Source organism: Kitasatospora sp. NPDC048296 (assembly GCF_043201815.1).
Taxonomy (GTDB): Bacteria; Actinomycetota; Actinomycetes; order Streptomycetales; family Streptomycetaceae; genus Kitasatospora.
Genome location: NZ_JBICZB010000044.1, coordinates 31833 through 44059 on the forward strand (window position 1 = coordinate 31833; position 12227 = coordinate 44059).

Sequence of the window (12227 nt, forward strand, 5' to 3'; positions counted from 1 at the left end):
GGGGTGGGACGGCCGTGGGCCCCGGGGCTGCGGTGTTGTGATGGTTTGTCAGTTCTGTTCCGGGGTCGCCGGGTTGGATGTGAACAGTCCGGCGCGGGCGGCCAGGGCGGCGGCGTCGGCGGCCCGCTCGGCGGTGCCGGCGTCCAGCGGCTCGCCGGAGACGAACAGCCGGTAGTAGAGCGGTGCAGTGGCGGCCCGGACCACCTCGGCGCCGTCCGTTCCGGCGGGCAACTCGCCTCGGGCGGCGGCCCGTTCGGCGACTTCGGCGGCCTGGCGGTGGCGGGCCGCGAAGAAGGCGCGTAGGGCGGCCGCGCCGGTGTCGGAGCGTTGGGCGGCGGAGATCAGCGCGGTGGGTGTGGGGCCGAGCTCCGGGTCGGTGAAGACGCTGAACACCTCCCGGGTGATCCGGCGGAGGTCCTCTCGGAGGTCTCCGGTGTCGGGCAGGGGCCAGGGCCGGTCGGCGGAGGCCGTCAGGGCGTCGGCGACCAGGCCGTCCACCCCGCCCCAGCGCCGGTAGAGGGTGGCCTTGTGGACGCCGGAGCGGGTGGCGACCGCCTCGACGGTGAGGTTGTCGTACCCCTTCTCGGTGACCTCGGCGAGGGTGGCGGCGACCACCTCCGCCTGGACCCGGGCGCTACGGCCGCCCGGGCGCGGGGTGGGGGTGTGGGGCTCCGGCGCGGGGTGGGTGGCTCCGGTCAAAGTCGACTCCGGTCGCGTCAAGGCTTGCTGCGGGATGGCGGTCTGCCGTGCCCATCGTAATGCGACTCGAGTCGCATTACGAGCGGAGCCCGGGGGGAGTGGAGGCGGGAGCCGGCCCTGGCGTGATCCGTCGTCGCGGCCGGCGGGGAGCCCCGCCCGACGCCGACCTCGCGCGCTTGTGAACGAAGGGTCAAGCGGACGTTCAAGCCTCCGCCACCCCTGCGAGTGAGCCGCTATAACACGTCAACATGGCGCCCAGAAATTTGCCTTACGAGACGCATAGTTGATATAGGAACCTGCCGCTGACCAGCCACTTCAAAGGTAAATGCGACTGCTTGTGATCGTTTGACTCCTTTGTGTCGACAACTCTGGGCATGTTCACATTCGCCACCATTCACATGGTGTCGTAGATCACAAAGATGGCGACGAACTGCGTGTCGCAGATCACAAGCCGACGGGCATAGGATGCGCTCACTCCAAGGCTTTGTGAACTGCCTCACATGAGGTGGATCTCGGGAACTGGAGCGCGGGTTCACCTCAGCGTGACCTGCCGGTTCCGATCTGCAGTCAAGGACGACTGGACGGAGGGAGCGGGGGCTATGAATGCCTACGCGCCGATCCTCGTACTCGGTGCCATCGCGGCGGCGTTCGCGGTCGGCTCCGTCGTGATGGCCTCACTCACCGGCCCCAAGCGCTACAACCGGGCCAAGTTGGAGGCGTACGAGTGCGGCATCGAGCCGACCCCGCAGCCCGTGGGCGGCGGTCGGTTCCCGATCAAGTACTACCTGACGGCGATGCTCTTCATCGTCTTCGACATCGAGATCGTCTTCCTCTACCCCTGGGCGGTCACCTTCGACGCTCTGGGGATCTTCGGGCTGGTCGAGATGCTCCTGTTCATCGCCACCGTCTTCGTCGCGTACGCCTACGTGTGGCGCCGCGGCGGCCTGGAGTGGGACTGAGCGCGGAGTGGTCGCCCCACCCGTCGACCGGCGCGCGACCGCTTGTGAACGAGCGGACAAGCCGGAACCGGCCGACCTTCCAGACGACTTGAGGGCATTGAGAGGGATCTGATGGGAATCGAGGAGAAGCTGCCGAGCGGCTTTCTGCTCACGACCGTGGAGACGGCCGCCGGCTGGGTGCGCAAGGCGTCACTCTTCCCGGCCACCTTCGGTCTGGCCTGCTGCGCGATCGAGATGATGACCACCGGCGCCGGCCGCTACGACCTGGCCCGGTTCGGCATGGAGGTCTTCCGGGGCTCCCCCCGGCAGGCCGATCTGATGATCGTCGCGGGCCGGGTGAGCCAGAAGATGGCTCCGGTGCTGCGCCAGGTGTACGACCAGATGGCCAACCCCAAGTGGGTCATCTCGATGGGCGTCTGCGCCTCCTCCGGCGGGATGTTCAACAACTACGCGATCGTCCAGGGCGTCGACCACATCGTCCCGGTGGACATCTACCTGCCAGGCTGCCCGCCCCGCCCGGAGATGCTGATGGACGCCATCCTGAAGCTGCACGACAAGATCCAGCACGAGCCGCTGGGCGTGAACCGGCGCCGCGCCGAGGAACTCGGCGAGGCCCTCGCCCTCAGGGCCACCCCGATCAGCGAGATGCGGGGGCGGCTGCAATGAGCGAGCGCAGCGAGCGAATCATCAAGAGGCGCGCGTGGGTGAACGCCCCCGCCGAGCGCAGCGAGGCGGGCGCATGAACGAGCAGGTACCCGAGACCCGCCGCGAGCAGCCGGTCCGCGAACTCCCTGTCGAGGTGGTCGGCCGCCGCCAGGGCATGTTCGGCGCCCAGGGCAGCGGCGACACGTCCGGCTTCGGCGGCCTGTCCGCCCCCGTCGCGCTGCCCGGCCCGAGCGAACGCCCGTACGGCGGCTGGTTCGACGAGGTCGCCGACGAGCTGGAGGGCGCCCTGGAGGAACAGGACCTCGACCCGGCCGAGGTGATCGTGAAGACCGTGGTCGACCGCGGCGAACTCACCTTCCACATCGAGCGCGACCACCTGCTGAGGACCGTCCGCATCCTGCGCGACGACCCGGCGCTGCGCTTCGAACTGTGCCTGGGCGTCAGCGGCGTGCACTACCCCGGCGACAAGGGCCGCGAGCTGCACGCGGTCTACCACCTGCGCTCGATCACCCACGGCCGGCTGATCCGGCTGGAGGTCACCGCGCCGGACGCCGACCCCCGGATCCCCTCCGTGGTGAGCGTCTACCCGACCAACGACTGGCACGAGCGCGAGGCCTACGACTTCTTCGGCCTGGTCTTCGACGGCCACCCGGCGCTCACCCGGATCATGATGCCGGACGACTGGCTGGGCCACCCGCAGCGCAAGGACTACCCGCTCGGCGGCATCCCCGTCGAGTACAAGGGCGCCCAGATCCCGGCACCCGACCAGCGGAGGTCGTACAGCTGATGAACGCCCAGCACTACGAAGAGGCCCACGGAGAGACCCTCGGCGGGACCGAGGAAGCGCAGGCCCGCGAGACCACCGAAGGCCGGGTCTTCACCGTCACCGGCGGCGACTGGGGCGAGGTGGTCGAGGCGGTCGGCCGGGCCGACGACGAACGCATCATCGTCAACATGGGCCCCCAGCACCCGTCCACCCACGGCGTGCTGCGGCTGATCCTGGAGATCGACGGCGAGACGGTGAAGGAGGCCCGCTGCGGCATCGGCTACCTCCACACCGGCATCGAGAAGAACATGGAGTTCCGCAGCTGGGTCCAGGGCACCACTTTTGTGACCCGCATGGACTACCTGACCCCGCTGTTCAACGAGACCGCCTACTGCCTGGCGGTCGAGAAGCTGCTCGGCATCACCGACGACATCCCGGAGCGGGCCGACGTCATCCGGGTGATGATGATGGAGCTCAACCGGATCGCCTCGCACCTGGTCTGCCTGGCCACCGGCGGCATGGAGATCGGCTCCACCACCCTGATGATCTACGGCTTCCGGGACCGCGAACTGATCCTGGACGTCTTCGAGCTGGTCACCGGCCTGCGCATGAACCACGCGTACGTGCGCCCCGGCGGCCTCGCCCAGGACCTGCCGCCCGGCGCCGTCGACCAGATCCGCGAGGCGGTCAAGGTCTTCCGCTCCCGGATGCACGAGTACGACAAACTCGCCACCGGCAACCCGGTGTTCAAGGCCCGCCTGGTCGACGTCGGCTTCCTGGACCTGCCCGGCTGCCTGGCCCTCGGCGCCACCGGCCCGATCCTGCGCGCCACCGGCCTGCCGCACGACCTGCGCAAGACCGACCCCTACTGCGGCTACGAGAACTACGAGTTCGAGGTCGTCACGGCGGACAGCGCCGACTCCTACGGCCGCTTCCTGATCCGCCTGGAGGAGATGAAGCAGTCCCTGCGGATCGTCGAGCAGTGCCTGGACCGGCTGCGCCCGGGCCCGGTCATGGTGGCCGACAAGAAGATCGCCTGGCCCGCCCAACTCGCACTGGGCCCCGACGGGATGGGCAACTCGCTCGACCACATCCGCAAGATCATGGGCACCTCGATGGAGGCCCTGATCCACCACTTCAAGCTGGTCACCGAGGGCTTCCGGGTCCCGGTCGGCCAGGCGTACGCGGCGGTCGAGTCGCCCAAGGGCGAGCTGGGCGTGCACGTGGTCAGCGACGGCGGGACGCGTCCGTACCGGGTCCACTTCCGGGATCCGTCGTTCACCAATCTGCAGACGATGGCGGCGATGTGCGAGGGCGGCCAGGTGGCCGACGTGATCGTCGCGGTGGCCGGGATCGACCCGGTGATGGGAGGCGTGGACCGGTGACCAACGTCGAACTCGGACTGCCGGCGCTGCCGGCCCCGCCGTACCCCGAGGAGGTGCGCACCCGACTGGCCGCCGACGCCGCCGAGCTGATCGGCCGCTACCCGCAGGCCCGCTCGGCGCTGCTGCCGCTGCTGCACCTGGTCCAGGCCGAGGAGGGCTTCGTCAGCCCGACCGGGATCCGCTTCTGCGCCGAGCAGCTGGACCTCACCACCGCCGAGGTCACCGCCGTCGCGACCTTCTACACCATGTACCGGCGGCGCCCGGCCGGGACGTACCACGTCGGGGTCTGCACCAACACCCTGTGCGCGGTGCTCGGCGGCGACCAGATCTTCGCCGAGCTCCAGCAGCACCTGGGCATCCGCAACAACGAGACCACCGAGGACGGCGAGGTCTCGATCGAGCACATCGAGTGCAACGCGGCCTGCGACTACGCCCCCGTGGTGATGGTCAACTGGGAGTTCTTCGACAACCAGACCCCGGAGAGCGCCAAGCAGCTGGTCGACGACCTGCGGGCCGGCCGGGAGGTGCGGCCCACCCGCGGCGCCCGGCTGTGCGGCTTCAAGGAGACCGCCCGGATCCTGGCCGGCTTCCCCGACGAGCGCCCCGGCGCCAACGACGAGTCCGGCGCCGGCGGCGCCCCCTCACTGGCCGGGCTGCGCCTGTCCAGGGGCGAGGCCCTGCCCGGAACCGGCGGCACCAAGGTGGTCTCCCCGCGCCACGAGGAGCCCGGCCAGGAAGGGACCGAAGCGTGATGACCTCCGCCGAGCCGGCCGAGAAACTGCTCACCCCCGTCCTGTCCGACTCCTGGGACGACAGCCGCCCCTGGACGCTCGCCACCTACCGCCGCCACCAGGGCTACGAGGGCCTCAAGGCGGCCCTGGCGATGCCCCCGGACGACGTGATCGCCCTGGTCAAGGACGCCGGCCTGCGCGGCCGCGGCGGCGCCGGCTTCCCCACCGGGATGAAGTGGCAGTTCATCCCGCAGAACGACGGCAAGCCGCACTACCTGGTGGTCAACGCGGACGAGTCCGAACCGGGCACCTGTAAGGACATCCCGCTGATGTTCGCCAACCCGCACGCGCTGATCGAGGGCATGGTCATCGCCTCCTACGCGATCCGCTGCGACCACGCGTTCATCTACCTGCGCGGCGAGGTCGTCCCGGTGCTGCGCCGGCTGCACGCGGCCGTCGCCGAGGCGTACCAGGCCGGGCTGCTGGGCCGGAACATCCTCGGCTCCGGCGTGGACCTCGACATCACCGTGCACGCCGGCGCCGGCGCGTACATCTGCGGCGAGGAGACGGCGCTGCTGGACTCGCTGGAGGGCCGGCGCGGCCAGCCGAGGCTGCGGCCGCCGTTCCCGGCGATCGCCGGCCTGTACGCCTGCCCGACGGTGGTCAACAACGTCGAGTCGATCGCCTCGGTGCCGCCGATCCTGACCCGGGGCAAGGAGTGGTTCAAGAGCCTGGGCACCGAGAAGTCCCCCGGCTTCACGCTCTACTCGCTCTCCGGCCACGTCACCAACCCCGGCCAGTACGAGGCCCCGCTCGGCGTCACCCTGCGCCAGCTGCTGGACCTCAGCGGCGGCATCCGCCCCGGGCACCGGCTGAAGTTCTGGACCCCGGGCGGCTCCTCCACCCCGATGTTCACCGACGAGCACCTCGACGTCCCGCTGGACTACGAGGGAGTCGGCGCGGCCGGCTCGATGCTCGGCACCAAGGCGCTGCAGGTCTTCGACGAGACCACCTGCGTGGTGCGGGCGGTCACCCGCTGGACCGAGTTCTACGCCCACGAGTCCTGCGGCAAGTGCACCCCCTGCCGCGAGGGCACCTACTGGCTGGTCCAGCTGCTCGACCGGATCGAGGCGGGCGAGGGCGTCGAGGGGGACCTGGAGAAGCTCCTCGACATCGCCGACAACATCAACGGCAAGTCCTTCTGCGCGCTGGGCGACGGCGCGGCCAGCCCGATCGTCTCCTCGCTCCAGCACTTCCGGGCCGAGTACGAGCAGCACCTCGCCGAGCGCCGCTGCCCGTTCGACCCGGCCGCCTCCACCGTCTGGGCCGTCGGCCCCCGCCCCGGCCACCAGTCCGCCACCGAAAGGGAGGTGCACGCGTGACGATCACAGAGCCAACCGCCTCCGACACGGCGGTCGAACTGGTCACGCTCACCATCGACGGCGTCGAAGTGCGGGTCCCCAAGGGCACCCTGGTGATCCGGGCCGCCGAGACCATCGGCACCCAGATCCCGCGCTTCTGCGACCACCCGCTGCTCGACCCGGCCGGTGCCTGCCGGCAGTGCATCGTCGAGATCGAGGGCCAGCGCAAGCCGGTCGCCTCCTGCACCATCCCGGTTGCCGAGGGCATGGTGGTGCGCACCCAGCTCAGCTCGCCGGTGGCCGAGAAGGCCCAGCGCGGCGTGATGGAGCTGCTGCTGATCAACCACCCGCTGGACTGCCCGATCTGCGACAAGGGCGGCGAGTGCCCGCTGCAGAACCAGGCGATGTCCGCCGGCGGCGCGGACTCCCGCTTCGAGGGCATGAAGCGCACCTACGAGAAGCCGGTGCCGATCAGCAGCCAGGTGCTGCTGGACCGGGAGCGCTGCGTGCTGTGCGCGCGCTGCACCCGCTTCTCCCAGCAGATCGCCGGCGACCCGTTCATCGACCTGGTCGAGCGCGGCGCGCTGCAGCAGGTCGGCACCGGCGAGGGGGACGACTTCGAGTCGTACTTCTCCGGGAACACCATCCAGATCTGCCCGGTGGGCGCGCTGACCTCGGCGGCCTACCGGTTCCGCTCGCGCCCCTTCGACCTGGTCTCCTCGCCGAGCGTGTGCGAGCACTGCTCGGCGGGCTGCGCCCAGCGCACCGACCACCGGCGCGGCAAGGTGCTGCGCCGGCTGGCGGGCGAGGACCCGGCGGTGAACGAGGAGTGGAACTGCGACAAGGGCCGGTTCGCCTTCCGCTACGCCCAGCTGCGGGACCGGCTGACCACCCCGCTGGTGCGGCAGGACGGCGAACTGGTCCCCGTCTCCTGGCCGGAGGCGCTGGCCCGGGCGGCCGAGGGGCTGCGCGGGGCCCGTACCGGAGTGCTGGCCGGCGGCCGGGTGACGGTCGAGGACGCGTACGCCTACGCCAAGTTCGCCCGGGTGGTGCTCGGCACCAACGACGTGGACTTCCGGGCCCGCCCGCACACCGGTGAGGAGGCGGACTTCCTGGCCGCGGCGGTCGCCGGGCGCGGGGTGGACGTGGCCGGCGGCGGGGTGACGTACGAGCGGCTGGAACAGGCCCCGGCGGTGCTGCTGGCCGGCCTCGAACCGGAGGAGGAGTCGCCGATCGTCTTCCTGCGGCTGCGCAAGGCCTCCCGCGGCCACGGGCTGAAGGTGTACTCGGTGGCGGCCTTCGCCTCCCGGGGCCTGGCCAAGCTGCGCGGCGCGCTGCTGCCGGCCGCCCCCGGCACCGAGTCGGAGTGGTTCGCGGCGCTGGCGGCGGACGAGCCGCTGAACGACGAGGCCGGGCAGGCGGCCGAACTGCTGCGCCGGCCGGGCGCGGTGATCCTGGCGGGCGAGCGGCTGGCCGCGGCCCCGGGCGCGCTGACGGCGCTGCTGCGGCTGGCGCACGCGACCGGCGCCGAGCTGGCCTGGGTGCCGCGCCGGGCGGGGGAGCGCGGTGCGGTGGAGGCCGGTGCGCTGCCGGGCCTGCTGCCCGGCGGCCGCCCGGTGGCCGATCCGGCGGCCCGGGCGGAGGCGGCCGAGGTGTGGGGGGTGGCCGAGCTGCCCTCGCAGCCGGGCCGGGACACCGACCAGATCCTGACCGCGGCCGCCCAGGGCGACCTGGACGCGCTGCTGGTCGGCGGGGTCGACCCGGACGACCTGCCGGACCCGGCGCTGGCCGACGAGGCCCTGGCCGCGGTGCCGTTCGTGGTGTCGCTGGAGCTGCGGCCCTCCGCGGTGACGGCCCGGGCGGACGTGGTGCTGCCGGTGGCGGCGGTGGCCGAGAAGGCGGGCACCTTCCTGGACTGGGAGGGCCGGGTGCGGATGTTCGAGGCCGCGCTCAAGCCGGACCAGCAGATGGGCCGTCACCTCCAGCCCGACCTGCGGGTGTTGACCATGCTGGCCGACGCGCTCAGCCACCGGCTGGGCCTGACGGACGTCCGGGCGGCCCGGCTGGAACTGGACCGCTTCGAGCCCTGGCAGGGCGACCGCGCGGCCGACCCGGCGGCGCACCCGGGCGTGCTGCCCCGCCCGGCCACCGGCCAGGCGGTGCTGGCGGGTTGGCGCCAGCTGCTGGACAACGGCGTGCTGCAGCAGGGCGATCCGCACCTGGCGGGCACCCGGCACCGGGCGGTGGCCCGGATCTCGGCCGCCACCGCGAAGGAGATCGACGCCGAGGCGGCGGCCGCGCTGCGGCTGACCGGCCCGGCCGGCTCGCTGATCCTGCCACTGGAGGTCACCGACTCGATCCCGGACCGTACGGTCTGGATCCCGCTCAACTCCACGCCGGGCGGCGCCCACCGCACGCTCGGCACCACCGTCGGCCACCTGGTCACGATCGCCGCGGCCACGCTGGAGCCGGTCGCCGTCGAGGACGAGGCCGGGGCCGGCCGCGAAGGGGATGGCCGATGACTCCGCAGCCGTACGAGACGCTCCACTTCTTCGGGCAGGACCCGTGGTGGCTGGTGCTGCTGAAGGCGGTGTTCTGCTTCGCGTTCCTGGTCCTGACGGTGCTGATCGCGATCGTCTGGGAGCGCAAGGTGGTGGCCTGGATGCAGCTGCGCATCGGGCCGAACCGGCACGGCCCGTGGGGCATGCTGCAGTCGCTGGCGGACGGTGTGAAGCTGGCGCTGAAGGAAGACCTGGTGGTCAAGGGCTCGGACAAGGTGGTCTACATCCTGGCCCCGATCGTCTGCGCCATCCCCGCCTTCATGGCCTTCGCGGTGATCCCGTTCGGTCCGGCCGGCAACGAGGTGTCGATCTTCGGCACCCGGACGCCGCTGCAGCTGACCGACCTCCCGGTGGCGCTGCTGTACATCCTGGCGACGGCCTCGGTGGGCATCTACGGGATCGTGCTCGCCGGTTGGTCCTCCGGCTCGACCTACCCGCTGCTGGGCGGGCTGCGCTCCTCCGCGCAGATGATCAGCTACGAGATCGCGATGGGCCTGTCCTTCGCGGCGGTGTTCATCTACTCGGGCTCGATGTCGACCTCGGAGATCGTGGCGCACCAGCAGCCGACCTGGTTCGCGGCGCTGCTGCCGGTGTCGTTCATCGTCTACATCATCTCGATGGTCGGTGAGACCAACCGGGCGCCGTTCGACCTCCCGGAGGCCGAGGGCGAGCTGGTCGGCGGCTTCAACACCGAGTACTCCTCGCTGAAGTTCGCGATGTTCATGCTGGCCGAGTACGTCAACATGGTGACCGTCTCGGCGGTGGCCTCGACCCTGTTCCTGGGCGGCTGGCGGGCCCCCTGGCCGGTGTCGACCTTCTGGGAGGGCGCCAACCACGGCTGGTGGCCGATGCTGTGGATCACGCTGAAGATCCAGCTGCTGCTGTTCTTCTTCATCTGGCTGCGCGGCACGCTGCCCCGGTTCCGCTACGACCAGTTCATGAAGCTGGGCTGGAAGGTGCTGATCCCGGTCTCGCTGGTGTGGCTGGTGCTGATCGCGAGCGTGCGGGCGCTGCGCAACGAGGGCTACGGCTTCGCCGAGGTGCTGCTCTACGTGGGCGCGCCGGTCGGCGTGATCCTGCTGCTGGCGCTGCTGCGGGACTACCTGAAGAAGCAGCCCGAGGAAGCCGCGACGGCTGAGGACGGGCCGTACCCCAAGGGCGAGTTCGACCCGATGGCGGGCGGGTACCCGGTGCCGCCGCTGCCCGGCCAGGAGCTCCCGCCGGTGCCGCGTCGGCGCAGCCGAGCCCCGAAGCAACTGCAGGACGCCCTCAACGGGGCCGACCATTCCGAAGGGAGCTGATCCGAGATGTCGTCCGACCAGACGGGCAGGGACGAGCGGGCCGACCGGCCGTCGATCCTCGGCCCGGCCGCAGGCTTCGGCGTGACCTTCAAGGCCATGTTCAAGAAGCGGCTCACCGAGCAGTACCCGGAGCAGAAGAAGCCCACCGCTCCGCGCTTCCACGGTCGCCACCAGCTGAACCGGCACCCGGACGGCCTGGAGAAGTGCGTCGGCTGCGAGCTGTGCGCGTGGGCCTGCCCGGCCGACGCGATCTACGTGGAGGGCGCGGACAACCGGGACGAGGAGCGCTACTCGCCCGGTGAGCGCTACGGCGCGGTGTACCAGATCAACTACGCCCGCTGCATCCTGTGCGGGCTGTGCATCGAGGCCTGCCCGACCCGGGCGCTGACCATGACCAACGAGTACGAGCTCGCCGACTCCTCCCGCCGGGACCTGATCTTCACCAAGGAGCAGCTGCTGGTCGGCCTGTCCGAGGGCATGGTCGACACCCCGCACGCGATCTTCCCGGGCGCCGACGAGGGCGCGTACTACCGGGGCGAGATCACCGCGGCGGCGCCCGGGACGGTCCAGCAGGAGCGCACCGACCGGGACAAGGAGGTGCAGCAGTGATCGCACATCTCGCGGCCGCGACCGGGACGACCTCCACGGGTGAGGCCGTCCAGTTCTGGGTGCTCGCGGTGATCGCGGTCGGCGGCGCGCTCGGCATGCTGCTGATGCGCAAGGCCGTGCACAGCGCGCTCTGCCTGGCGGCCACCATGATGGCGCTGGCGCTCTGTTACATGGCCCAGGGCGCGGTGTTCCTGGGCGTGGTGCAGATCGTGGTCTACACCGGCGCGATCATGATGCTGTTCCTGTTCGTGGTGATGCTGGTCGGCGTCACCAGCGAGGACTCGCTGAAGGAGCAGCTGAAGGGCCAGCGGTTCGCCGCGGTGCTGTGCGGGCTGGGCTTCGGCGTGCTGCTGATCGCCGGGATCGCCAACGCGAAGCTGAACCACTTCACCGGGCTGGCCGAGGCGAACGCCGAGGGCAACGTGCCGGGCCTGGCCCGGCTGATCTTCACCCGCTACGTCTGGGCCTTCGAGGTCACCGGCGCGCTGCTGATCACTGCGGCGGTCGGCGCGATGGTGCTGACCCACCGGGAGCACGTGAAGGCCCCGAAGACCCAGCGCGAGCTGGCGGAGCAGCGGGTCAGGGACAACATCCAGGTGCCGCCGATGCCGGCCCCGGGCGTGTACGCCCGGCACAACGCGGTGGACGTCCCGGCGCTGCTGCCGGACGGCACCGTCGCCGAGGACTCGGTGATGGCGACGCTGCGCGAGCGCGGCCAGGTCCGGGACGTCAGCCAGGCGATGCTGCAGCGGATGGCGGAGCTGGAGAACACCACGGCGGACTGGCTGGGCCGGCCCTCCTCGGAGCGGCCGGCGGTGGCCCCGCCGCGCAAGTCGCTGGAGCCGGCGGGTGCCAACAACGCGAACGGGGCGGACGAGGAGGGCGAGCGGTGAACCCGGTCAACTACCTGTACCTGTCGGCCCTGTTGTTCACCATCGGCGCCTCCGGGGTGCTGATCCGGCGCAACGCGATCGTGCTGTTCATGTGCGTCGAGCTGATGCTGAACGCCTCGAACCTCGCGCTGGTGACCTTCTCCCGGCTGCACGGGACCCTGGACGGCCAGGTCATCGCGTTCTTCACGATGGTGGTCGCGGCGGCCGAGGTCGTGGTCGGCCTCGCCATCATCGTCTCCATCTTCCGGACCAGGCACTCCGCTTCGGTCGACGACAGCAACCTGATGAAGCTGTAG

12 protein-coding genes are annotated in these 12227 nt (G+C 71.0%); 11 read left to right on the top strand and 1 reads right to left on the bottom strand.

The features are described 5' to 3' along the window. Positions 1–48 precede the first annotated feature (48 nt). Complete coding sequence (locus ACGF12_RS24355; RefSeq protein WP_393033792.1) at positions 49–699, bottom strand: TetR/AcrR family transcriptional regulator; 651 nt, start codon at positions 697–699, stop codon at positions 49–51. Between the two features lie 599 nt (positions 700–1298). Here ACGF12_RS24355 and ACGF12_RS24360 point away from each other — a divergent pair. The 11 genes from ACGF12_RS24360 to nuoK all read left to right on the top strand — a co-directional run bounded on the left by ACGF12_RS24360 (position 1299) and on the right by nuoK (position 12227). Next, positions 1299–1658 (top strand): NADH-quinone oxidoreductase subunit A, encoded by a 360-nt coding sequence (locus ACGF12_RS24360; RefSeq protein ID WP_030060100.1) that lies wholly within the window; start codon positions 1299–1301, stop codon positions 1656–1658. 111 nt (positions 1659–1769) lie between these two features. Next, positions 1770–2324: a NuoB/complex I 20 kDa subunit family protein gene (locus tag ACGF12_RS24365; protein WP_393033793.1), complete on the top strand. Its 555-nt coding sequence runs from the start codon at positions 1770–1772 to the stop codon at positions 2322–2324. Between the two features lie 73 nt (positions 2325–2397). Further along, complete coding sequence (locus ACGF12_RS24370; protein WP_393033795.1) at positions 2398–3111, top strand: NADH-quinone oxidoreductase subunit C; 714 nt, start codon at positions 2398–2400, stop codon at positions 3109–3111. Further along, positions 3111–4475, top strand: coding sequence for an NADH-quinone oxidoreductase subunit D (locus ACGF12_RS24375; RefSeq protein ID WP_393033797.1), 1365 nt, complete (start codon positions 3111–3113; stop codon positions 4473–4475). The genes ACGF12_RS24370 and ACGF12_RS24375 overlap by 1 nt, the downstream gene beginning before the upstream one ends. After that, positions 4472–5227, top strand: coding sequence for an NADH-quinone oxidoreductase subunit NuoE (gene nuoE / locus ACGF12_RS24380; protein ID WP_387614909.1), 756 nt, complete (start codon positions 4472–4474; stop codon positions 5225–5227). The genes ACGF12_RS24375 and nuoE overlap by 4 nt, the downstream gene beginning before the upstream one ends. After that, a complete protein-coding gene (gene nuoF, locus ACGF12_RS24385) occupies positions 5227–6588 on the top strand; it encodes an NADH-quinone oxidoreductase subunit NuoF (protein WP_393033800.1) in 1362 nt (453 codons plus the stop codon). Before nuoE ends, nuoF begins: the two co-directional genes overlap by 1 nt. After that, positions 6585–9089, top strand: coding sequence for an NADH-quinone oxidoreductase subunit G (locus tag ACGF12_RS24390; RefSeq protein ID WP_393033803.1), 2505 nt, complete (start codon positions 6585–6587; stop codon positions 9087–9089). Before nuoF ends, ACGF12_RS24390 begins: the two co-directional genes overlap by 4 nt. Next, positions 9086–10429: an NADH-quinone oxidoreductase subunit NuoH gene (nuoH, locus tag ACGF12_RS24395; RefSeq protein WP_393033806.1), complete on the top strand. Its 1344-nt coding sequence runs from the start codon at positions 9086–9088 to the stop codon at positions 10427–10429. Before ACGF12_RS24390 ends, nuoH begins: the two co-directional genes overlap by 4 nt. Before the next feature lie 6 nt (positions 10430–10435). Further along, entirely contained in the window at positions 10436–11038 is a 603-nt protein-coding gene (nuoI, locus tag ACGF12_RS24400; protein ID WP_393033809.1) for an NADH-quinone oxidoreductase subunit NuoI, read from the top strand. After that, on the top strand, positions 11038–11931 hold the full coding sequence (locus tag ACGF12_RS24405) for an NADH-quinone oxidoreductase subunit J (protein WP_393033869.1): 894 nt from the start codon (positions 11038–11040) through the stop codon (positions 11929–11931). Before nuoI ends, ACGF12_RS24405 begins: the two co-directional genes overlap by 1 nt. Further along, positions 11928–12227 (top strand): NADH-quinone oxidoreductase subunit NuoK, encoded by a 300-nt coding sequence (gene nuoK / locus ACGF12_RS24410; RefSeq protein WP_350516917.1) that lies wholly within the window; start codon positions 11928–11930, stop codon positions 12225–12227. The genes ACGF12_RS24405 and nuoK overlap by 4 nt, the downstream gene beginning before the upstream one ends.

Coding starts and splice junctions, on each gene's coding strand:
- ACGF12_RS24360 (WP_030060100.1), top strand. CDS start 1,299: ATGAATGCCTACGCGCCGATCCTCGTACTCGGTGCCATCGCGGCGGCG.
- ACGF12_RS24365 (WP_393033793.1), top strand. CDS start 1,770: ATGGGAATCGAGGAGAAGCTGCCGAGCGGCTTTCTGCTCACGACCGTG.
- ACGF12_RS24370 (WP_393033795.1), top strand. CDS start 2,398: ATGAACGAGCAGGTACCCGAGACCCGCCGCGAGCAGCCGGTCCGCGAA.
- ACGF12_RS24375 (WP_393033797.1), top strand. CDS start 3,111: ATGAACGCCCAGCACTACGAAGAGGCCCACGGAGAGACCCTCGGCGGG.
- nuoF (WP_393033800.1), top strand. CDS start 5,227: ATGACCTCCGCCGAGCCGGCCGAGAAACTGCTCACCCCCGTCCTGTCC.
- nuoH (WP_393033806.1), top strand. CDS start 9,086: ATGACTCCGCAGCCGTACGAGACGCTCCACTTCTTCGGGCAGGACCCG.
- nuoI (WP_393033809.1), top strand. CDS start 10,436: ATGTCGTCCGACCAGACGGGCAGGGACGAGCGGGCCGACCGGCCGTCG.